At 35.2% G+C, this 23,457-nt stretch carries 20 protein-coding genes; 9 read left to right on the top strand and 11 right to left on the bottom strand.

What is annotated here, in order from left to right; genetic code table 11:
- Positions 1 to 8: 8 nt before the first annotated feature.
- The 6 genes from E0W69_RS03070 to E0W69_RS03050 form a co-directional block, all read right to left on the bottom strand.
- Positions 9 to 1,448, bottom strand: coding sequence for a redoxin domain-containing protein (locus tag E0W69_RS03070; protein WP_131328575.1), 1,440 nt, complete (start codon positions 1,446 to 1,448; stop codon positions 9 to 11).
- A gap of 4 nt (positions 1,449 to 1,452) precedes the next feature.
- Entirely contained in the window at positions 1,453 to 2,064 is a 612-nt protein-coding gene (locus E0W69_RS20540; protein ID WP_255478217.1) for a prolyl oligopeptidase family serine peptidase, read from the bottom strand.
- The gene (locus E0W69_RS03065; RefSeq protein ID WP_225321373.1) at positions 2,064 to 3,359 is read right to left on the bottom strand and encodes a TolB family protein; all 1,296 of its coding nucleotides are present in this window, start codon (positions 3,357 to 3,359) and stop codon (positions 2,064 to 2,066) included. The genes E0W69_RS20540 and E0W69_RS03065 overlap by 1 nt, the downstream gene beginning before the upstream one ends.
- 56 nt (positions 3,360 to 3,415) lie before the next feature.
- Positions 3,416 to 3,928 (bottom strand): hypothetical protein, encoded by a 513-nt coding sequence (locus E0W69_RS03060; RefSeq protein ID WP_131328574.1) that lies wholly within the window; start codon positions 3,926 to 3,928, stop codon positions 3,416 to 3,418.
- Positions 3,929 to 3,950: 22 nt separating this feature from the next.
- Positions 3,951 to 4,499: a C40 family peptidase gene (locus E0W69_RS03055; protein WP_191967952.1), complete on the bottom strand. Its 549-nt coding sequence runs from the start codon at positions 4,497 to 4,499 to the stop codon at positions 3,951 to 3,953.
- Between the two features lie 141 nt (positions 4,500 to 4,640).
- Complete coding sequence (locus tag E0W69_RS03050; RefSeq protein ID WP_131328572.1) at positions 4,641 to 5,621, bottom strand: PhoH family protein; 981 nt, start codon at positions 5,619 to 5,621, stop codon at positions 4,641 to 4,643.
- Positions 5,622 to 5,962: 341 nt separating this feature from the next.
- On the opposite strand from E0W69_RS03050, the gene E0W69_RS03045 reads away from it, so the two are divergent.
- A complete protein-coding gene (locus tag E0W69_RS03045; protein ID WP_255478216.1) occupies positions 5,963 to 7,096 on the top strand; it encodes a DUF5009 domain-containing protein in 1,134 nt (377 codons plus the stop codon).
- 394 nt (positions 7,097 to 7,490) lie between these two features.
- Entirely contained in the window at positions 7,491 to 8,375 is an 885-nt protein-coding gene (locus E0W69_RS03040; RefSeq protein WP_131328570.1) for a glycosyltransferase family 2 protein, read from the top strand.
- A 58-nt stretch (positions 8,376 to 8,433) separates the two neighbouring features.
- Here the strand turns inward: E0W69_RS03040 and E0W69_RS03035 are convergent, their stop codons facing one another.
- A complete protein-coding gene (locus E0W69_RS03035) occupies positions 8,434 to 9,213 on the bottom strand; it encodes an SDR family NAD(P)-dependent oxidoreductase (protein ID WP_131328569.1) in 780 nt (259 codons plus the stop codon).
- A 145-nt stretch (positions 9,214 to 9,358) separates the two neighbouring features.
- On the opposite strand from E0W69_RS03035, the gene rlmN reads away from it, so the two are divergent.
- Genes rlmN through E0W69_RS03020 form a run of 3 tightly spaced genes read left to right on the top strand, consistent with a single transcriptional unit; the run spans position 9,359 to position 12,541 of the window.
- The gene (rlmN, locus tag E0W69_RS03030; protein WP_131328568.1) at positions 9,359 to 10,408 is read left to right on the top strand and encodes a 23S rRNA (adenine(2503)-C(2))-methyltransferase RlmN; all 1,050 of its coding nucleotides are present in this window, start codon (positions 9,359 to 9,361) and stop codon (positions 10,406 to 10,408) included.
- Between the two features lie 24 nt (positions 10,409 to 10,432).
- A complete protein-coding gene (locus E0W69_RS03025) occupies positions 10,433 to 11,818 on the top strand; it encodes a pseudouridine synthase (RefSeq protein WP_131328567.1) in 1,386 nt (461 codons plus the stop codon).
- 18 nt (positions 11,819 to 11,836) lie between these two features.
- Positions 11,837 to 12,541, top strand: a complete 705-nt coding sequence (locus E0W69_RS03020) for an RluA family pseudouridine synthase (protein ID WP_131328566.1) — start codon at positions 11,837 to 11,839, stop codon at positions 12,539 to 12,541.
- A 13-nt stretch (positions 12,542 to 12,554) separates the two neighbouring features.
- Here E0W69_RS03020 and E0W69_RS03015 read toward each other — a convergent pair whose 3' ends face one another.
- Positions 12,555 to 13,847, bottom strand: a complete 1,293-nt coding sequence (locus E0W69_RS03015) for a hypothetical protein (protein WP_131328565.1) — start codon at positions 13,845 to 13,847, stop codon at positions 12,555 to 12,557.
- Positions 13,848 to 14,012: 165 nt separating this feature from the next.
- Here E0W69_RS03015 and E0W69_RS03010 point away from each other — a divergent pair, with 165 nt between their 5' ends.
- Positions 14,013 to 16,097: a S9 family peptidase gene (locus E0W69_RS03010; RefSeq protein ID WP_225321372.1), complete on the top strand. Its 2,085-nt coding sequence runs from the start codon at positions 14,013 to 14,015 to the stop codon at positions 16,095 to 16,097.
- Between the two features lie 47 nt (positions 16,098 to 16,144).
- Positions 16,145 to 16,873, top strand: a complete 729-nt coding sequence (locus E0W69_RS03005; RefSeq protein ID WP_131328563.1) for a nitroreductase family protein — start codon at positions 16,145 to 16,147, stop codon at positions 16,871 to 16,873.
- Here the strand turns inward: E0W69_RS03005 and E0W69_RS03000 are convergent.
- Positions 16,868 to 18,019 carry a cysteine desulfurase family protein gene (locus tag E0W69_RS03000; protein WP_131328562.1) on the bottom strand — a complete coding sequence of 384 codons (1,152 nt, stop codon included), beginning with the start codon at positions 18,017 to 18,019 and terminating at the stop codon, positions 16,868 to 16,870. The genes E0W69_RS03005 and E0W69_RS03000 overlap by 6 nt on opposite strands.
- A gap of 92 nt (positions 18,020 to 18,111) precedes the next feature.
- Here E0W69_RS03000 and E0W69_RS02995 point away from each other — a divergent pair, with 92 nt between their 5' ends.
- Positions 18,112 to 19,194 carry a glycoside hydrolase family 18 protein gene (locus tag E0W69_RS02995; protein ID WP_131328561.1) on the top strand — a complete coding sequence of 361 codons (1,083 nt, stop codon included), beginning with the start codon at positions 18,112 to 18,114 and terminating at the stop codon, positions 19,192 to 19,194.
- Positions 19,195 to 19,232: 38 nt separating this feature from the next.
- Here the strand turns inward: E0W69_RS02995 and E0W69_RS02990 are convergent, their stop codons facing one another.
- Both E0W69_RS02990 and E0W69_RS02985 read right to left on the bottom strand, forming a co-directional pair.
- The gene (locus E0W69_RS02990; RefSeq protein WP_131328560.1) at positions 19,233 to 19,994 is read right to left on the bottom strand and encodes an energy transducer TonB; all 762 of its coding nucleotides are present in this window, start codon (positions 19,992 to 19,994) and stop codon (positions 19,233 to 19,235) included.
- Positions 19,995 to 20,063: 69 nt separating this feature from the next.
- Positions 20,064 to 20,903 carry an N-acetylglucosamine kinase gene (locus E0W69_RS02985; protein WP_131328559.1) on the bottom strand — a complete coding sequence of 280 codons (840 nt, stop codon included), beginning with the start codon at positions 20,901 to 20,903 and terminating at the stop codon, positions 20,064 to 20,066.
- A 140-nt stretch (positions 20,904 to 21,043) separates the two neighbouring features.
- On the opposite strand from E0W69_RS02985, the gene E0W69_RS02980 reads away from it, so the two are divergent.
- Positions 21,044 to 23,455 carry an ATP-dependent helicase gene (locus E0W69_RS02980; protein ID WP_131328558.1) on the top strand — a complete coding sequence of 804 codons (2,412 nt, stop codon included), beginning with the start codon at positions 21,044 to 21,046 and terminating at the stop codon, positions 23,453 to 23,455.
- Positions 23,456 to 23,457: the final 2 nt, after the last annotated feature.

The following is a 23,457-nucleotide window of genomic DNA, read 5'->3' as shown; positions in this document are numbered from 1 at the left end:
CCTTTTTACTATTTCTTCACTTTTTCTTTTGTCGTGAGTAATCCATCAATCTGATCCACCGTAAGTTTTTTCGCGATTATTCTTTTATCCTTATCCAAAAGATAGATCGTTGGCGTCTGATATACATCATATAATTGACGATAATTGGCACGATTGGAAGCTGCATCCGCTTCTCGTTCTGCCGTGGATTGTGTAACATTTATCCAGTCTCCGAGGTGATGATTTTCCACATATTGATTCCAACCTTTTACGTTGTCCTCAGCGGTATTTACCGCATAGACTTTCATACCAAGGCTTTTCCATTTTGCATTGTAAATAGAATCAATTTTAGGCACGATAACCTTACAATGACTACAATCAGGATCCCAAAATATTACTAAAGTATATTTTCCATTTACAGTATTCAAAGGCTGAACAGTGCCTGTAGAATCTTTCAAATCCAAACTAGGTGCTGGCTCTCCAATTTGATTTGCCATCAAACTATAAGCTCTTTCAAATATGAATTTTTTCTGTTTATCATTGAGCCAAGTTGTATCACCTTTGGAATAATAATTATCAAACAAATACAAGAAAACCTTGTCTTGGCCCATGATTTCAGGATTGATATATTTGTCGGTAAATTTTCCCAACAAATATTGATGTATTTCTTTGCCTTCACGAGAATATAGCAAAATATGATTCACAGATTTAATCACTGAATCCGGTTCTGGAGAAACATAATATTTGAAATATTCATCCATTTTAGGTTCGAAAAATGGCGTACGCAATAGTCGATCATCACTCAAGTCCACATTATCCCAATAGTGCTCTTGCACGTAATAAAAAGGTGCTGTAGAATCTTTTCCTACTATCTTAGGCGCAATAGGTCGCTGCATTGCCTGAAAATATGTCGCCAATAAAGAGTTAGGATGTTGCTTTACAAAATCTAAACGATATTGATTAAAAGCATTCATCTTTTGACTAATCTCTTGGCGTATTTTAGTAGAGTCTGCATTTGTTTTTGCAGAAGACAAGGACAACTCTAGTTGATGAATATTTTGACTATGTTGCGCTATATATTTGGTATAAGTCGAGTAGTATTCATTTTCCTTAGAACCTGTGATTGTGACATTTTTCAAATTGGTAGTATCTGCGACTATTTGAAAATGCTGCGTTCCGTCCATCAAGAACTCAAATAAAAGTGCTTTTTTGGGAGAAATGGCGAAATAAATTCCTTCCGGATATTTTTCACTTTTTTTCAACACGCCCGTGCTTTGTTCATTCAGATAAACAGAGTCCGTGAGATTGGTAAATTTTCCGAAATAATTACCGATATATACCCAAGTATTTTTATACGGTTTTATAGTCAAGGAAATCTGTGTATTTCCAGTCTTTTGAGCCAATAAATCTTTTCCCATAAATAAGGAAAATGCGCCGAGTATATATTTGAAAAATATCCGCTTCTTCATGCTACTATAATGTTTCTTTTAACCAACTAAAAAATTCTCTTTGCCAAACTTGTGCATTTTGAGGTTTTAACACCCAATGATTTTCATCTGGGAAAAAGACCAATTTACTTTTAATTCCTTTCAATTGTGCCGCTTGGAATGCTTGTTGACCTTGTTCAATAGGTACTCTATAGTCTTTACCACCTTGAACTATCATAATTGGTGTATTCCAATTTTGTACAAAATTACTTGGAGATTGGGAAAATGACCTTTGCGCTACTGCTTTATTTTTATCCCAATAAGGACCACCTTTTTCCCAATTTTCAAACCACATTTCGTCCGTTGTTCCGTACATACTACGGAAATCAAATACACCATCATGTGCGATAAATGATTTGAAACGACCTTCATGTTTGCCCGCTAATGCAAATATGGAGAAACCGCCAAAGCTTGCTCCTACGGCTGCACGTCTGCTCGTATCAACGTATTTTTCCTTAGAAACATTGTCAATCGCATCCAAATAATCTTGAATAACTTGACCACCCCAATCTTTACTGACGGCCTCATTCCATTTCGTGCCAAAGCCAGGCATTCCTCGTCTGGAAGGAACCACAACTACATAACCTTGGGATGCCATCAATTGAAAATTCCATCTATAAGAAAAGAATTGTGTCGTTGGAGATTGAGGTCCCCTTGGCAATATAATAAAGTAGGATATTTTTTATTTGCATCAAATTTTGGCGGAAATACCATCCAAACCAACATTTTTTTATTGTCACTTGTAGTTATCCAACGTCTTTCTGTAGTTATTTTATCTAGCTCATTATACGTAGTTTCATTTTCATGCGTCAATTGTTTCAACGCGCCACTTTTAATATCCAAACTATACAAATCTGAAGGATGTGCCATTGATTCTTTGGCTACAATCAATTGATCTCCGTTCTGAGCAACTATGGTATTAATATCAAAATCGCCTTTAGAAATCTGTCTAATGCGTGGCAACATTTTAGTTAAACCAATATCATTGACTTCAAATATCTGCATAGTTCCATCCACTGGCGCAACGAAAAACAAACTTTTGCCATCTGCACTCCACTTAAATCCTTCTACATGAATATTGTCATTATTCGCAGTTAGATTTACGGGATGACCGTTAGTCATTACAATCAAATCTTGTTTGTCAGCTTCATAACCGGCAGTTTTCATTTGTAACCAAGCCAATTTTCCTTGCGAACTAAAAGCTGGCGCCATGTCGTAACCTTTGTTATAGTCCGTCAAATTAACGGTTTTGCCACTTGCCAAATCATATTCGTACAGATCGGTATTGGTACTGATGGCATAAGCGGTGCCGTATTCTTTCTTAGTTACGTAAACTATTTTTTTGCTATCTGGCGTCCATATAAAATCTTCATCTCCTCCAAATGGTTGTTGCGGACTAAAATATGGCTCATCTTTCATAATGTCTTTTTTCTCCGTCTCTTTCCCAACTGGAGCATAAAAAACATGATTAAAATTTCCCTCAAAATACGTATCCCAATGTCTATAGTTCAAAGATGTAAATACAGACGCAGTCGTATTTGGCAAATCTTTGTATTTATCTTTTCCTAAAATATCTTTTAAATGCACTTCTTCATTACTCAAAATATATTTCCCATCTGGAGAAATGCGATCATTAGCCAACAATTCTTTGGTATCTGCTTCTTGAATCTCCGTAGGCGTACCACCGGAAAGACTGATTTTATAATATTTAGAATGGCTTTTATTTTCCGCTACATCAGGTGTAGAAACTTTGTAGACCAAAAATTGTTTGTCTTTGGAAATGCCCATGCCGCTTACGCGTCCCAATTGCCAAAGCAACTCTGGCGTCATTGTCTTTTGTGCTTGTCCTTTCATTGCTACGATAATTGCTAATGCTAGTAAAACTTTTTTCATCTGTAATTTATATTTGTGCAATTCATTTTACCAAATTGCCTATTCAAATTAAGCGATTAATTAGGAATTTGTAAAACTTGTGTATCTTTTCTAGTGGGTTCGCTCGATGGATTTGGATCTAATGAAATTGACGGCATTGAATCCTCTGCAGGAACATTCGTATCACCTGAAGGTTTTTCCAAATTCATCATTTTGATAATACTTTCTTTATCAAATGCGACTTTCCACGCTTTATTTTGTTTTTTGAGAGTTACGTTGATTGGATTTTTTTCGGTTTCTGTGCGTACATCCGCAGAGGCAACATCTCCATTGATCTTAATATTGCTGATAAAAAAGTTGTCATTTTTGGTTTGCGTAGTATCGTGTAATTCCATGATATGAGAACCGATCAAGGTCAATATTTCACTACTTTCACTCGTAGCATATTTTTTTGCAGTCGCCATATCTTTGTCATTAATCGCAGTAAAAAAATGTTTTACACTTGATTTGATCTGACTTTCATCCGAATTACAAGAGGTTATGGCTAATATTAGAAATATAAAAAGTCCTAAAAAAATGAGATTTTTCATTGAGTATATATAATTATTCGGTTCAAAAATACCTATAACGTTTTATTTCCCGGCAATTTGGGCTCAAAAAGATATTGTCCGGCGCCCAATAAATGATTTCCCCAATGGTATCTTTTGCAAATAATTGAGGATTTTGATAACTAGATTCCAACGCTTTTCCGACAAACTCAGCACAATACATACTAGAATCTGTATTCAAATCAAAATCCATATCAAACGGAAGCTTTTCAAAAAATTTCTTTTTCGCAAATAGAATCAGTTTCTTTTTCTGGTTAGAATCCAAATTAAATCGAAATATTCCAAAACCTTGATTGTTATTAGGATGAATAAAAATATATAATGGATCTCTACGCAAATGCGCATCAGGATTGGTCTCTCCTCCTATCGCATGGTATATATAAATGGAATCATTTTCCACGGAAGCAATTCCAATATGCGAATACGTGTCGTCTTTTTTGGCAAATTTTCGCAAAGCCAAACTTGTAAAGTCATTGCCCGTTCGCGTTATTATATCACCCGTTTTTAATATTTGCGTTGCGTTATAATAATCCTTCCAAACATTCTTTTTCAACGCATCATTTTTCGTTGCGTTTTGGCATGAAACGAATAACAAGAAGATCAAAATAAGTTTCCAAAATATTTGCACCTTACAAATAAAATAAAAAACCGGTACAAATAATTGCACCGGCCTGTATTTATTGCTGTATAAAAATTAACGATTTTCAAAAACACGCTCTTCCAAATGATATTCCTTGTCATAGGCTCGTATAATCGCCTTAACCAAGCGATGTCTCACAACATCTTCTTCGGTCAATTCCACATGACCAATTCCGTGAATACCTTTTAAAATACGTGCCGCTTTACCCAAACCACTTTTCTGATTTTTAGGTAAATCTGTTTGCGTAGGATCACCCGTGATGATAGCTTTTGCATTCGCACCGATACGTGTCAAAAACATTTTCAATTGCAAATCATTGGCATTTTGTGCCTCATCCAAAATAATAAATGCATTATCCAAAGTACGACCGCGCATATATGCCAATGGTGCAATCTCAATAGCACGTGTCGACATATAATAACCCAATTTATCTGCAGGAATCATATCATCCAACGCGTCATATAAAGGACGTAAGTATGGATCTATTTTTTCTTTCAAATCACCAGGCAAAAACCCCAAACTCTCCCCTGCTTCTACCGCAGGACGGGTAAGAATGATTTTCTTAACCGATTTATTTTTCAAAGCACGCACCGCCAAAGCCACGGCAGTATAGGTTTTACCCGTACCGGCAGGTCCGATCGCGAAAACGATATCATTTTTGTTAATAGACTCCACCATGGCTTTTTGGTTGGCAGTACGTGCGCGCACCGTTTTTCCATTAGGACCAAAAACCAAGATTTCATTTGGATTTTTGTCTACAAAATTATCAATCGTTTCTGCATCATCACCACCCAAAATCTGTTCAAAATAATTACTAGTTAGATCTCCATTGCGCTCCATGTATTGAATGATCAGATGGATCTTTTCCTTTGCAGCGTCTATTTGCTCAGGAGCACCACTCAATTTGATTTGTGTGCCACGAGACAAAATTTTGAGAAGCGGAAAGCGCTTCTTGATTAAATCCAGTTTTCGGTTATTTGCACCAAAAAACTCAATAGGATTTACCGTTTCCAATGATATTATTGTGTCTGTCAACGTTCGACTGTTTTAATGAGTTAAAAAAATTGTTGATTCAAAATTGCCTTCTCAAATTTAACCGTAACTTTTTCCAAATTAAAAAATCATTATGCACAATTTGGGGAAAAATTTTTTGAAAAAAGGATTGCCAATACTATTTTCGATGTTTAAACATCAAAAATTATTCCAATTAATTCTGGACACTTTTTTTCAGTCAAAACACCCCATTAAGCAATTTTTCGTAATTTGAAATCGCATTTTAAATTTTGATTACCGCTCCCATTCAACACTTTATGACCAACAATCTATCTTCAAGAATTTTATCTATTGACATAATGCGTGGGTTAACACTATTCCTAATGTTATTTGTAAACGACTTATACGAACCAGGCGTACCACATTGGTTAGTGCATGCAAAGGCGGAGGTTGATGGAATGGGACTTGCGGATTGGGTATTTCCAGGATTTTTATTCATGGTGGGAATGGCCATTCCCTATGCCATCAATTCTAGAATTAAAAAAGGAGAAACTTCCAAAAAAATATTCACTCATATTTTATTACGTACGTTGAGTCTGCTAACTATTGGATTTTTTGTCATGAATGGGGAAGAATATTTGAATGAAAACTTAACTGGTATAAATCATCTATGGTGGTTGACAGCAGCTTACGTATGCTTATTTCTCATTTGGAATAAATATCCAGCACCTAGCAAATATGCAAAATTATTTATAGGATTAAAAGTAATTGGAATATTAGGCTTGCTATTTTTAGCCTATATATTTAAATCTGGAGAGGCTCTTCATCCTAGTTGGATGCACATCGGTTGGTGGGGCATTTTGGGTTTAATTGGTTGGGGATATTTTAGTGCATCGGTAACGTATTTATTGGCAAGGGACAACATTGTTTGGACTGCTCTAGTGGGAATATTTTTTATAGTATTGAATATATTGTCACAACTAGGAAAATTAGATTTTTTACATTCCATACAACCCATATTTGGCGTAATTTTGGACGGAAATGTCCCTTCTATAGTGGTGTCAGGTTTACTATTAGGAAATATTTTGCGTAAATATAAAAAGATCTCTTCATCAAAATTAATCGTGAGTCTGACCGCTATAGGCATTTCTTATTTAGTAATAGGATTCTTCTTAAGACATTGGTTCATCCTTTCCAAAATACAAGGAACGCCAAGTTGGGCAATGGTTTGTAACGGAATTAGTATTATAGTATTGACAATTTTGTATTTTATAGTTGATATAAAAGGAAAAACGAATTGGACATATATGTTTAAGGAAGCTGGAAAAAATTCATTAACAACTTATTTAGCGCCAGATATAATATACTTTGTTACTTGGGGTGTCGGACTTCCAATATATTTCTATAAACAAATTGGTCAACCTTGGTTAGCCATAACTGGTTCTTTTTTATGGGCATTTATAATGATTTGGATGGCTATTTTTCTTTCTAAAATAAAAATTCAATTGAAATTATAGTTAGTAAACATAACTATAAAATGGAATAATTTAGTAATACAAATTATTCCATTTTATTTCAATTAAAAATAACCAATTCAAACTATAAATGTGAAAGTTTCCTTCTCTTTTTGATCGTTGAAAGAATATATTTTTGATAATAAAAATTTCAACCTCACTTTTTTAAACTAAAACAAGCTGTTAATTATTTGATAAACCAATAAACAAAATTAAACCTTTAAAATCTGCAATTCTCTTATATAAACAAAGTTTAACATATAATTTCATCGTATTTAATTACTAAAAAAAATGAATATTTTAACTTCACTTTTATAGTGCATTAAGCGAATACTATTATTAGTAATTACGATGCAATATATACTTGTTAAATCATTCTTAATCTAAATTTTATAACATGGATATATCCGTTATCATACCATTTTATAATACAGGGGAATATATTCATGATACGATTAAAAGTATTCAAGATTATAAAGGAAAATATAGTTATGAAGTAATACTTATTGATGATGGTTCGGACGATATAAATTCTATTGAAACGCTCAATAACATCATAAAGCAACATAAATTCAAATTAATACGCCAAGCAAATAAAGGTGCAAATGCTGCGCGCAATGCAGGTTGTAAAGTTGCATCTGGCGATTTTTTATTTTTTCTAGATTCCGACAATAAAATGATGTCCGCTTATTGGGACGATGCTATGCAAATCTTTGAAGCGAATCCTAATGTTGGAGTTGTATATAGTAAACCTATTTTTTTCGGAGATCAAAGCAGACCTGGTTTTGAAACAGATGAATTTGATATTGATAAAATTCTAAATGGGAATTATATTGATATGTGCTCTATGGTGCGCACGGAGGCGTGGAAATCCGTGGAAGGATTTGACGAGAATAAGGAACTGAATAGATTACAAGATTGGGAGTTTTGGTTAAATTTATTCAAACATGGGTGGCAATTTCACTATTTATCTCAACCCCATTTTGAATATAGAATTAGAAAAGACTCTATCGGTGGCAAGAGTTTAGTAACTCCAGATAATCGACCAGAATGGTATATTCGACGAAAACACGTAGATCTACTATTCAATCGTTTCAAGAAAATACAAACAGAAAATACTGATCTGTATGACAAACTTCAGGCTACAGAAAATATTATCAAAACGAAGAATCAACAGTTAAAACAAAAGGAGCATCTAATTTCAGCGATCAAGCATTCCGATTTTATCAAAATATATCTACAAATAAGAAATGCTTTTTCAAAAAATAAAATCGTTCTATAATTAAAAAGCCTTCCCATATCTCTATGGAAAGGCTTCTTAATCACTAAAACAAACAAAATTACATAGTCATACCACCATCCACAGCAATAGCTTGACCTGTGATATGTTTTGCACCAGCGATAAACAACACTGCTTCTGCAATATCTTCAGGACTTTGATCCACTCCTTGTGGTATCAAATTTACCTTATTTCTTTCCCAAGATTGCTCTTCTGTTTCTCCTTCCATTTTCCAACGGTCAGCAATACCACCTTCTCCACGCCACATACCTGTGCCGATAATTCCTGGACAGATTGCATTCACTGTAATACCTGTAGTTGCTACTTCTTTTGCAATACTATTGGTAAAACCAATTACCGCAAATTTGGAAGCTACATAGTGTGATAAATGCGACATACCCATTTTACCTGCGATCGATGCCGTATTGATAATTGCACCGGATTTATTGGGTTTCATATTTTCAACGGCAACTTTTGTACATACAAAAACACCTTTGGCATTAATACCTAATACGCGATCCCATTCTTCAGGAGTGATTTCTTCGATACTGCCGATACCTACGACACCTGCATTATTTACAGCGATATCAACTTTACCAAAAGCCTCGGTAGCTTTGGCATATACATTCTTTACAGATTCGTAATCTGCAACATTACCAGCAACGCCGATAACTTCTGCGCCTTCTGCTTTTACAGCTTCTGTAACTTTAACTAAAAATTCTTCTTTTAAATCTACGGCAACGATTTTTGCGCCTGCTTTGGCAAATGCAACAGCGATAGCTTTTCCAATACCGCCACCAGCTCCTGTAATTAATGCTACTTTTCCTTGAAAATTACTCATTTTACTTTCTTTTTTTAAAGTGTTTACGTCAGCAATTATAACATACAAATGTTCATTTGGTTGAATAAAATTCAAGGAAACATAATAAATATCAATTTAATCACAATCCTTTAACTATTTGCGTCCTTACTCGTATCTTTGCACGATGAAAAATGGAGAAAAGCGTAATATACGCCAGATAACGCTCCCAGAATTGGAAGCGTATTTTTTAGAAATTGGAGAAAAGAAATTTCGTGCAAAACAAGTTCACGAATGGGTGTGGCAAAAAAATGCGCAGACTTTTGATGACATGACCAATCTCGGCAAAGAATTGAGAACCAAATTGGTTGAATACTTTTTTATTCATGGTTTAGATATCGACACAACACAATATAGCAACGATGGCACGATCAAAACGCGCTTTCGTACACATGACAAGCATTTGGTGGAAGGTGTTTTAATTCCCACTGATGAACGTACAACTGCTTGTGTATCTTCTCAGATTGGATGTAGTTTGAGTTGCAAATTCTGTGCAACTGGATTTATGAATCGCGAGCGCAATTTGGACTATGACGAAATTTATGACGAAGTCATGAAAATTAATCAACAAAGTGAAGAATCATTTAACCGAAAACTTTCCAATATTGTATTTATGGGAATGGGTGAGCCATTACTTAATTACAGCAATGTATTGAAAGCGATCGAAAGAATCACCGCTCCAGATGGTTTGGCAATGAGTCCACGTAGAATTACGGTATCCACTGCCGGAGTAGCGAAAATGATCAAAAAATTAGGAGATGATAAGGTGCGTTTCAAATTAGCATTGTCGCTTCACGCTGCCAATGATCGTAAGAGAAATGATATCATGCCTATCAACGAAACAAATAATTTAAAAACACTTGTAGAAGCTTTAAATTATTTTTATAAAGAAACGGGCAGTGAGATCACATTTGAGTATATATTATTTAAAAACTTCAATGATTCTACAACAGATGCAGAAGAATTGATCAAATTATATCGACAGGTTCCTGTAGATCTGATAAATATTATCGAGTACAATCCGATTGACAACAGTGACAGATTTGCTAAACCTGATGAGGAAACGCTTAATAAATTCGTGGCTTTATTGGAAAAAAATAAAGTGAATGTAAGAGTGAGAAGAAGCCGTGGTAAAGATATCGATGCGGCTTGTGGTCAGTTAGCAAACAAAGGTTAATCGTCAAGTAAAACAAGTATCCAAATGGGAGCAAAAGGATTTGATAAGTTTATCAACAAAGAACTTTCCGGAGCAAAAAAGAAAGAAAAATTTAAGCAAGAGAAACGTGCGGCGAAGGCTGAATTAAAGGCCAAAGGTAATGCTGCACGCCAAAGAAATAATGAAAATTATCGTAAGGTTACGAAAGATAATTTTTCTTCACAAAATGCGACAAACATTCCTAATTTCAGATTGAAAAAGGGAAAAGATGAAGCAGCAGAAGGCGAAACAAAACTTTCTCACAAAGAAAAGTATGGCAATACCAAACATTTCATGAAGAGAAATATCACGAAATCTTTTGCACCAGCTATTATTGAAAATAAGGAAAAAGGAGAAATGCCTTTGAATAAATATTTGGCACATAGCGGCGTCTGTGGACGACGTGAAGCGGCAGATATTATCAAAGAAGGTGTAGTTAAGGTGAATAACGAAGTTGTTACCACTCCAGGATTCAAAGTATCTAGTGAAGACAATATTTCTGTAAAAGGGAAAAAGATTTTTTTACAAAAAAATCTAGTTTACATATTGATCAATAAGCCAAAAGATCATTTGACTACAGTGAGCGATCCTCAAGGTCGCCGCACCGTTTATGATTTGGTAAAAAATGTAACCGAAGAACGTATCTACCCTATCGGCCGTCTAGATAGAAATACCACAGGTGTTTTGCTATTGACTAATGATGGAGATATGGCGCAAAAATTAACGCACCCAAAATTCGGCGTTAAGAAAATCTATGAAGTTAAATTGGATAAAGATTTAACTAAAAAAGATGCAGAAGCAATCATCAATGGTATCACATTGGAAGACGGATTGATACAAGCGGATAGTGTTGGTTACGTAGATCCAAAAGACAAAAGCTTGGTCGGTATTGAGATCCATAGTGGTAGAAACAGAATCGTACGTCGTATTTTCGAATATTTAGGTTATGAAGTTAAGGCATTGGACAGAGTCATGTTTGCCAATTTGACTAAGAAAAATGTAGAACGTGGACATTGGCGTTTTCTTTCTGAAAAAGAAGTGCGTCAATTGAAATTTTTGAATCAATCTTTTGTCAAAAAACCGAAAGATGACGACGATGATGAAGGAGTAGACAAAAAGTCAAAGGTTAGAACCCCTAAAAAAACGAATTCATCTTTTGGCAAAATGCCTAAAAAGGAAAAAGGAATAGACGAATCAGGAAGCGCAGAAAAAAAGCAAAGTGCGAGAACTTCCAAAAAAACAAATCCATCTTATGGCAAAATGCCTAAAAAGGAAAAAGGAATAGAAGCATCAGAAGGTGGAGAAAAAAAGCAAAGAGCGAGAATTCCCAAAAAAGCAGATTCCTCTAAACCTATAGTCAAAAGAGAACGCAAAAGAAAAGAAAACGACTAAATAGTAGGATCGCATTATATGAAGTTAGATATTGTATTTGAAGATGAGAAAATCATCGCTGTAAATAAACCTTCTGGAATGTTGAGCATTCCAGATCGTGCGAATGTACAACCATCCTTAAAAGCCATACTGCAAAAAGATCATGAAAATATTTTTGTAGTACATCGTATTGACCGACCAACTAGTGGCTTAATCATATTTGCCAAAGATGCAGATACGCATAAAAAATTATCTGCACTTTTTCTTTCGCATGATATGGACAAGCGATATTTAGGTTTGGTAAATGGTACGATTTATCCAGAAAGCGGGACCGTAAACGCTGCGATCATGGAAAGTAAAGAAAAGACCAGCATTATGATTGTTCATAGTAAAGGAAAGGAATCCATTACAGACTATGAAACAGTTGAAAAATTTCCATTATATTCTTTAGTGGAGTTTAGAATTCATACGGGAAGAACCCACCAGATCAGAGTTCATACTAAGTATTTGGGACATTCTTTGGTATGTGATGAACTATATGGAGATGGTCAACCACTGAAAGTATCTTCTATCAGAAAGAATTATAAACTATCCAAACTAGAAGAGGATGAGAAGCCGATACTTAGTCGACTGGCACTCCACTCCTACAAATTAAATTTTGAATTGGATGGTAAAAACTATGCATTAGAAGCGCCACTACCCAAAGATATGCGCGCTTCCTTACAACAAATGAGAAAGAAATAATTCTTTCTCATTTTTATTTTTGGCTATTTTCAAATTGATTTACGAGTAATTCAACTTCTTCAGAAGTCACGGCTTTCGATGCATTATTTAGATTAATTACAAATAAGAAACCGCGTCTTTCAGGTGTTCTGTTAAATGTATTTACCAAACGTAATTGTTCGCTCTGATCTAAAGTTCCATCCTCTTCATTCCACAGTTCTGGTGCACAGAGGCAGCCATCCGTAGGTGCTAAAGGATAAAAAGGTTCATTTTTGAAATATTTAGGATCGATTGTTACACCATGTGCTATTATCTCACTACGGCCACATTTCCCTGCATAAAAAGATTCGAATATTGGACTATAATTTTGCCAGGAACCGGGCAATAGATTTTTATAGTTATCCAAAGGAGCTTCCGTACTATCATAACCTCTGAACCAGAACTGAGATTCCATTTCGAAAGGCAATATAGTTTGCAAATTAGGTGTCGGTCCGATAATCAAATTACGAGAAATACCCGTACCATTGATGCTAAAAATACCTTGCGGCGTATTGCCATTAGTTATGAAATAAGGTAAATTCGTACCAGCTCTTGCCAATTGCTTGAACGTCAATAATTTACCCGAAGAATCCCTTGCAAAACTACCATCTTCCAATTGAACAACTGCCATCCCTGGATAATTACGATTCCATCTTTGAAAAGAATAAACGGTCTTAATGTGTCCACCTTTTTCCCATTCAAATAATTGCAAAAGCGCTGGATGAGGTTGAAATGTCATGCGATCATGACTCGAAATATATTTATTCAATTCATGCAAAATCGGTAAAGTATCATAACCCCCGATTTTGCGTTCTTCATTTTTTACATTTTGGGTAAAATTCATAGAGCCATCCAAACGATACAGATATACAGCCGCAATAGAAAACAATTTTGGATTGGTTTCTGTCTTTAAAAACAAACGCATAACCGCTGCAAAATCATTGGGATACAAACTATAAATAGCCGACAATAAAGCTCGTTTTGTAGATCCAGAAAGCGTATTATAGTTGGCAACCATTTTATTCAAACCCTTTAAAACCGTTTCATTTTTTATCTGAAATTGAATCGCAGAAAGACAAGAAGACTCAAAATCAAATTCGGTATCTTCATCAAGATCGCCATTAAAAGTCTCCTCTATTGTATTATTCAATAAATATTTATCAAATTTTTCTCGACGTTCTTTTTTTACAAAATCAGTATGTATGGATTTGGCATTATACTGTGCGAAAATGTAATTACCCCAACAAGTAAACAACAAAACCGTGATTAAAATACTTTGCTTCTTCATAATTTATTCCTTACAAAATTACTTACTCTTTCTGCCAATTCGCATATTTGTCTTAATTTAAACGTCAATTTCACATTATTTCAATTAAAACCAAGACAAATGAAATATAACTTGCTGTTAGTGAATTGCTTGTTATTTTTGGCTAGTTGCAAAATAGAAAATACAATGAACGAAAATCAATATAAATGGCCTGCTGTTCAAGCGCCAATTGCAGAGAAAAAAGAACATATTCGGGTAATTCATGGCGATACTGTCGCAGATCCTTATTATTGGATGATTGATTATTTCAAAAAAGGGCCAGATAGTAATGAAGTTGTCCAATATCTTAAAGAAGAAAATGCTTATTTGGATACCATGATGGCAGCTACAAAACCTTTACAAACTACTTTATTTCAGGAAATGAAAAGTAGAATTAAAGAAAAAGATGAGAGTGTCCCTGTATTCAAAAATGGTTATTATTACTACTCTCGTACTGAGGAAGGGCAACAATATTTTAAATATTGTCGTAAAAAAGGCAATCTAGAGGCTTCTGAAGAAATTCTTTTGGATGTGGATCAAATGGCAAAAGGACATGCTTATTATGCAGCCACTGGATTTGACATTAGCGACGATAATCGCTATTTGGCATTTGGAGTGGATACTGTTTCGCGCCGCCAATATACCATTCACATAAAGGATTTAGAAACGGGTAAAATATTAGAGGACGCCATTCTTAATACGGGTGGTGATCCAGTATGGGCAGCGGATAATGAGACTTTATTTTATACGTATAACAATCCAGAAACTTTACTTTCCGAAAAAATAAAACGCCATAAAAAAGGGGAAAAAACTGCGGATAAAATTGTTTATGATGAAAAAGATAAAAGCAACTATATTGGTGTTTTTAGAAGTAAATCCGAGGATTATATTTTTATAGTATCTGAAGCGACCGTCAGTTCAGAATATCATTTTATTAAGGCAAATGAACCCAACCAAGCATTTAAAGTATTCCAAAAAAGAATACCAAATGTCATTTACGACGTCGTAGCATTAAAGGATAAATTTTTAGTAAAAACAAATCAAAACGCAGAGAATTTCAAGTTGATGGAGACTTCGCTAGACTCCACTTATCAAGAACATTGGAAAGAAATTATCCCACACCGTCCTGATGTCTTGTTAGAAAGTATAGATGAATTTGCCAATTTCATAGTCATCAACGAACGCGAAAAAGGTTTGGTCCAGTTAAATGTTCGCAATCTCAAAACAAATGAAAACTATTATATCGATTTTGGTGAACCGGACTACATGGCATATACATCGGGCAATATAGAATACAATTCAGACACATTAAGATACAACTACACTTCTTTAGTTACGCCTAATAGTGTATTTGCTTATGATATGTCTACCAAAAAGAAAACTACACTCAAAACTCAAGAGGTGTTGGGAGGATATAATCCAAATGATTATTCAGCAGAAAGATTGTATGCAAAAGCGACGGACGGTACACTTATTCCCATTTCCATAGTATACAAAAGGGATTTTCAAAAAAATGGCAAAGCCCCGCTCCTACTATATGCTTATGGTTCGTATGGTCATAGTATTGATGCTACGTTTAATAGTTCGCGCTTATCTTTATTGAATAGAGGATTTGCTTATGCGATTGCACATATCAGAGGTGGACAAGAGATGGGGAGACAATGGTATTTGGATGGAAAATTAATGAAAAAGAAAAATACATTTACGGACTTCATCGATTGTGGGAAATATTTAATTCAAGAAAAATATACGGATACAGCACATTTATATGCGCAAGGTGGTAGCGCAGGTGGTTTATTAATGGGGGCTGTTGTAAATATGGCACCTAATTTATTTCATGGAGCTATTGCTCAAGTGCCGTTTGTGGACGTAGTGAATACGATGTTGGATGAATCCATTCCATTAACAACCAATGAGTTTGACGAATGGGGAAATCCGAAAAATAAACCCGCCTATGACTATATGAAAAGTTATTCCCCTTATGAAAATGTAGAAAAGAAAAATTATCCCAATTTGCTTGTAACGACAGGGTTGCATGATAGCCAAGTACAGTATTTCGAACCGGCAAAATGGGTAGCGAAATTGCGAGATTTGAAAACAGATCACAATGTTCTGTTGCTGCACACCAATATGGATTTTGGACATGGCGGTGCATCTGGTAGATTCGATTACTTGAAAGACATCGCATTGAATTATGCTTTTTTACTCGCATTAGAAAATAATGTGCAATAATATTTATAGTGCAAGATCCTTCATCTTGCACCTATTTATTTTCAAATATGACATTAAAAGAAATTTTAAATTTTCGTCGTTCAGTTAGACTTTTTGATAAAAGAAAATCTTTGGACATTGAAAAGGTCAAGAATTGTTTGGAGCTAGCCACCTTAGCACCCAATAGTTCGAATATGCAACTATGGGAATTTTATCATATTACCAACAAAGAAATAATACAAAAATTAGTACCCGCATGTTTTGATCAATCTTCCGTAAAAACAGCAGATCAAGTCGTAGTATTTGTGACAAGACAGGATTTACATCGCAAACGTTCAAAAATGATTTTTGCATTTGAAAAGAAAAATATTGAGCGTAATAGTCCAAAAGCAAAACATGAAAAACGTATAAAAGATGCCAATGGATACTATAATTTGCTCATGCCATTTTTATATAGTAGAGGATTTCGGCTGATCGGATTATTACGTAAAATGATTGTCTATTTACTTGCGCCTTTCAGAAGTGTCGTTTATCAAGTAACCGAAAGTGAAATGAATGCGGTAGTCCAAAAGTCTTGTGCGCTTGCTTCTCAAACCTTTATGATCGCCATGTCCGAACAGGGATATGACACTTGTCCATTAGAAGGATTTGATAGTCGAAAAGTAAAAAACATACTAAAATTACCATGCAAAGTTCGCATAAACATGGTCATTCCTTGTGGTATCCGAATGGGTAATGAAGGTATTCGTGGAGAAAGATATCGCGTCCCTTTTGAAGAAATTTACCATCAATTATAGTTGCAAACCTTTCACTGTTTCTACTATAAAAGCTTTGGCGAAATCAATTTCTTCCTTCGAAGTAAATCTACTCAAAGAAATTCGAATGGCACTGTTTGCAGCTTCTACACCCAACCCCATCGCTTCAAGTACATAGCTTGGTTCATTTTTAGCAGAAGTACACGCACTACCTGCTGACACCGCTAATTTAGAGCGAAACGCAGCTAATAACTGATTACTATTGGGTTCAAAAAAAGATATATTTGTTACATGAGGCAATCTATTTTTTTTACCATTAACATGGCAATTAGGAATATTTTGAACTATAAAATTTTCTATATCATCACGCAAATTTTCTAGTCGACTAATTTCCATATCCAAATTATCCATAGCCAAAGAAAAAGCCTTTCCCATACCTACAATTCCAGGTACATTCAAGGTACCACTTCTGCGACCGTTTTCATGATCACCACCATTCATTTGTTCGAGAATAGTTACACGAGGCGAACGTCTACGCAAATATAGCGCACCGATTCCTTTAGGTCCGTGAATTTTGTGTCCGGACATCGCCATTAAATCTATATTTAAATTTTGAACATCAATTTTAGTTTTGCCTATTGCTTGGGTAGCATCACAGAAAAATAAAACATTATTTGCGCGAGCGATTTCTCCAATTTTTTCAATGGGTTGTAATGCGCCAGTTTCATTATTGGCAAACATTACGGCAATAAGTATGGTTGTTGACTTTATATTTTTTTGTAAATCATCCAAATCTATTTGACCATTTTCATCTACATTCAGATAAGTCACTTCGCCACCATGCGCCTGTATGTAGGCACAACTATCTAAGACTGCCTTATGCTCTGTCGAGACCGTTATAATATGATTTCCTTTAGATTTATACGCTTCCCACACTCCTTTTAATGCCAGATTATCGCTTTCCGTAGCTCCGGAAGTGAATACAATCTCTTGAGGTAAGGCATTGATTGTAGTCGCAATTTCTTGTCGAGCTATCTTTACAGCCTCATCCGCCACCCAACCATAGGAATGTTGCACACTTGCAGCATTACCATAGTTGTCGGTTAAATAGGGCATCATCGCCGCTAAAACTAAAGGATCTAGCTTGGTTGTCGCATTATTATCCAAAAAAATAGGAAAAGAAATCATACTGCAATTTCCTAAAATATTGTGATAAATCCGAATACGCAATGAACCTTAACAATTGTAGTTTATATTTGAAAGGCAAAAAATTGATACGCATGAAACTAAAACATTTATTATTTGCAGCAATAGGTATGACTATTACGCAAATAAGTATGGCGCAAAAGCCAAAAATTATCGCTTATTATACGGGCGATAAAAATCTCATTGATAAATACGATGTAAACGAATTGGATGAAATTATTTTCTCATTCGGACACTTAAAAAATAATAAATTTCATATTGAAAATGCCAAAGATTCCGCAACAATCAAGCATTTAGTAGAATTAAAAAAGACGCATCCAAAGTTGAAAATCTTACTATCCATGGGTGGTTGGAGTGCTTGTGCACCTTGTTCGGAAGGATTTTCTACACCAAATGGCAGAGAAAGTTTTGCTAATTCAGTGAAAGAAATAAGTGAATATTTTCATTCCGATGGGATTGATTTAGATTGGGAATATCCAACAATTCAAGGATTTCCTGGACACAAATTTCAAGCTGCAGACAAACCAAATTTTACGTCTTTAATTGAAACTTTACGCCAAACATTGGGCAATAGTTATCAAATTAGTTTTGCAGCTGGTGGCTTTCAGAGTTATTTAGACTCTTCTGTAGAATGGAAAAAAATCATGCCCATGGTAGACAATGTCAATATTATGAGTTATGATTTGGTCAATGGATATTCCACTGTTACCGGGCATCATACGCCATTGTTTAGTACAAAAGCAAAAGAAGAATCCGTAGATAATGCAGTCCAATATTTATTAAAGCTGGGAATTCCTGCAGACAAATTAGTCATCGGAGCAGCATTTTACACGCGTACATGGAAAGATGTTCCTAATATTCAAAATGGTCTGTACCAAAAAGGACTACCAACGGATGGCGCAGATTTCCAACATTATGACACGAAATTAACTACAGCGAACGGTTGGAAATACTATTGGGATAAAAAAGCACAAGCCCCTTATTGGTATAATGCTGACAAAAAATTATTTGCATCTGGTGATGATCTTGCTTCAGTTAAAGCCAAAACGGAGTATGTAAAAAAATATCATCTTGGTGGAATTATGTTTTGGGAATTGGTCTTAGACAAACCCAAAAATGGGATGGTACAGGAAATGTATAATGTCATTAACAAATAAAAACCACAAGGTCCGCAATATTGCGGACCTTGTAGTTTTTATTGAACTTGAAAAGTAATTCTTTGTTTTTGGCGGTAAATAACTGGTTTGTTATTTTGAATTGCGGGCAACCAATTAGGAGAACTATTAATTACTCTCACTGCTTCCTCTGCCGTACCAAACCCTGGATTATTTAAGGCAAGTACACCTATAATCTTACCTTGTTTATCGACAGAAAACTGAACAATTACTACATATTCATGACCGCGTGGTGCACCGAATTTTTGGGGAGTATCTTTATTTAAATTTGCAGTCAAATACTGAGACCAACTTCCAAAAGCGCTATTATTAAAACTAGCTTCCCTTTGGCATACATATTTTGGAATTTCATTCCCTTCTTTATCCCAACCTTTTTGTTCCTTTACATCTTTGCCATTTGATGACATGATTGCATATCCTTCCAAATGACGACCTAATCTAGCTAAAATATTTACTTTTTGTAACTTATTATTTTTATAAATGTCTTCGTAAATTTCATTCTGATTATAATACCACGAAGTATCTTCTTTTATATTGAAACTAGAATCAGATGCTCGTTGTTCGTAATTGGTATCTGCACTATTTTTTTCAACTTCTACTTTACTCCATAATTTATCATTGAGTTTATATTTCTTAATGACAAAAAATGCAGAATCTGGAGCACAAAGTTGATGCGCTTTACTTACATAGAAAAAAGTCGTATCTGACAGTGCAGTCCTCGCAAAAATCGAAATATTGAGGCAAATTAATGCAACGATAAGGTTAAAGATTTTAGTTTTCATAAATAGCTAAAGGTGAATTTCACCTTTAGACTATAAAAATCAGATTTAGTTTAAATAAAATATACCTTCTTACGAATGAAACTTAATCAAACCCGGCATGGGTTCTTTGATTACACTACCCACATTTAATTCATAGGAATGACAAAGTTCCACCAATACATCTTTAAAGCCGAAAGCCACACTCCCTGAAAAATGTATCGGATATGACCAAGCTTCTTGAAATTTGTATAAATGCTCTGTAATAAAATCATTTAAACCGTCCTCTATGATGTTTTCAATCATATAATGACCACGATTTTCTGCTAGAAAAATAGCAAAACTTGCAATGTATTTATTTGGTAAAGGTTTGCGATAGACATTTTCAATGATTTCCAAATGAGAAGTTTGAAATTTGGCTTGAAATTTTGCCATTAATTCCTCATCAAAAGTTTTGTATAAAAAATATTGCAAGACCTTTTTACCTAAATAAGCACCACTGCCTTCATCACCTAAAATATAACCAATGCCCGTACGAATGGAAGTAATTTTTTTACCATTGAAATAGCAGGAATTAGAGCCCGTCCCCAAAATACAAGCCATTCCTTTTTCCGCTCCACAAGTCGCTCTGGCAACTGCAAGCATGTCATCTTTTACCTCGATGGTAGCGTCTGGAAATAATCTTTTAAGGACTTTTTTCATACGTTTTACGTTGTCGGGATTCAGCATTCCGGTACCGTAATAGTAGATTTCGTCAATTGCTTTTTTCTTCAAAGCGGGTAGCAAATTAGTTGTTAGTTCGTCTAATATTTGTTCATCCGTTAAGAAATAAGGAGAAATGCCGATTGTATCGATTTTTTTCTTCTTTTTTCCTTCTAAAAGACACCATTCACATTTAGTTGCACCGCTATCAGCAATTAATTTGACGGACATATTGATTCATTTTTGCGCAGTAAGTTACATTCAAAAAGTGGAATACAAAAGAAATCGAGCAACAAATTGGTAGATAATCTTATCCATTTTTATACACATAGCCTCGGTGCTTCTTTCAAAATTCTTAACTTGCACGCCTTATGCAAGATTATCTAAATGGATTAAACGAACAACAACGCGAGGCTGTATTAACAACAGATGGTCCGTTGATGATCGTAGCGGGAGCTGGCAGTGGCAAAACGAAAGTTTTGACAACTAGAATTGCGCATTTAATGGCAAAAGGTGTGGATGCTTTTAATATTTTGGCATTGACATTTACCAATAAAGCGGCGGCGGAGATGAAAGAGCGTATCGAAAAGATATTGGGAAATAATGAAGCGCGCAATCTTTATATAGGTACATTCCACAGTGTATTTGCACGTATATTGAGGGCGGAGGCGCATCGCTTGGGTTATCCCAATAGTTTCACCATTTATGATTCAGAAGATAGCAAGAGTGTCATCAAGGCGGTGGTTAGAGAAATGAATTTGGATGAAAAACATTACAAACCCAATATTGTTTTGGGTAGAATTTCTCAAGCAAAAAATGCCTTAGTTGGTCCTTTGGAATATAAAAATGATTTTCAATTGCAACAAGAAGACATGCGTTCGTCTCGTCCGGCAATTGCGGAAATATATAAAGCCTATGCTTCTCGTTGTTTCAAAAACGGAGCGATGGATTTTGATGATTTATTGTTGAAAATGTACGAACTACTCAACACGTTTCCAGAAGTACTAAGTAGATTTCAACATAAATTCAAATATATACTCATAGATGAGTATCAGGATACCAATCCTGTGCAATATCAGATTACCAAATTACTCGCTGCCGCAAATGAGAATATTTGCGTAGTGGGTGACGATGCGCAAAGTATTTATAGTTTCCGTGGAGCAACTATAGAAAATATTTTACAATTTAAAAATGACTATGACGACGTAAAAGTGGTCAAATTGGAACAAAACTATCGTAGTACAAAAAAAATACTACACGTTGCCAATACCGTCATTAATATCAATAAAGGTCAGATTCCTAAAGAACTATGGACCGACAATCTTGAAGGCGAAAAAATTCGCGTAGTTCGCAGTATGACGGACAATGACGAGGGGAAGTTTGTTGCAGACACGATAAGTGAAGAAGAATTACGTAATCATTTCAATCATGGAGATTTTGCGATTCTATATCGTACCAATGCACAAAGCCGTGCAATGGAAGAAAGCTTGCGTAGACGAGGCATTCCATATCGCATCTTTGGTGGCTTGAGTTTTTACCAAAGAAAAGAAATTAAGGATTTCATTGCTTATTTACGTGTTATTTCCAATACGCGAGACGAGGAAGCGCTTAAAAGAATCATTAACTATCCGGTAAGGGGAATTGGTAAAACATCTATAGAAAAAGCGTTGATCGTTGCTAATGAAGGGAATATTACCTTTTGGGAAGTTTTGACGAAAGCAGCGCAATACGGTTTCAGAGCTGGTGCGTTAGAAGCCATCAACAAATTTGTGTTGATGATTCAGTATTTCCAAAGTCTTTTGAGAGATAAAAATGCACACGAAGTTGCCGTTCAAGTAGGCAAGCATACTAATATTGTCAAAGACCTTTTCAACGACAAGACGACGGAAGGTTTGGCGCGTTATGAAAACGTACAAGAATTACTGAACTCTATCAAAGGTTGGGTGGATGATCAAGAAAATTTAAGTCAAATCGACGAAGACGGTATTTTATTAGATAATGTGGATAATAGAAATGCCCAAAATGCCATGTCATTGGGTGCCTATTTGCAACAAATTACTTTGTTAACTGATGCCGATAAAGACGAAGAAAATGACAATGTGGTCAAATTAATGACGATACATGCGGCCAAAGGTTTGGAATTTCCGGTGGTATTTGTAGTCGGTGTGGAAGAGTCTATTTTCCCCAGTGCAATGAGTATCAATACGCGGGAAGAATTGGAAGAAGAGCGTCGTCTTTACTATGTAGCGGTGACTAGAGCAAAATCTAAACTATGGATTACGTATGCAAATTCTCGTTATAAATTTGGAACCGTTACCCAAAATGATCCTAGTCGCTTCATTAGTGAAATGCCCGCAGAATATGTAGACAATAGTTACTCTGGAGCTGGTCATTTCAACGTGCCGCAAAACAATATGGGTAGTGCGTATGAACGTATGAATCGTACCTATACGAAGAAAAGCGATTTTTCCGCTGATAGTACGAACTACAATAAGGTAAATAGTGGTTTCTCCGCTCCGGCTAAGAAATCCGTATTGCCTACACAAGCGCCTAAACAATATACGCCTGTTCAAAAAATACATCAACCAACCGTAAATTTTGTTGCTAGTTCGCCTGCGCTAATAGAAGCAGGACAAACTATTGAGCATCAAAAGTTCGGATTCGGAAAGGTATTATCTGTCGATGGCGCATCGCATAATCCTATTGCGACCATTGCATTTGCCGCAAATGGAGAGAAAAAATTGATGTTGAATTATGCTAAACTTCGAATAGTAGAAGGGTAATT

This window comes from Rhizosphaericola mali (assembly GCF_004337365.2).
In the GTDB taxonomy this organism is placed as follows: domain Bacteria; phylum Bacteroidota; class Bacteroidia; order Chitinophagales; family Chitinophagaceae; genus Rhizosphaericola; species Rhizosphaericola mali.
This window is presented reverse-complemented; position numbering and strand designations above follow the sequence as displayed.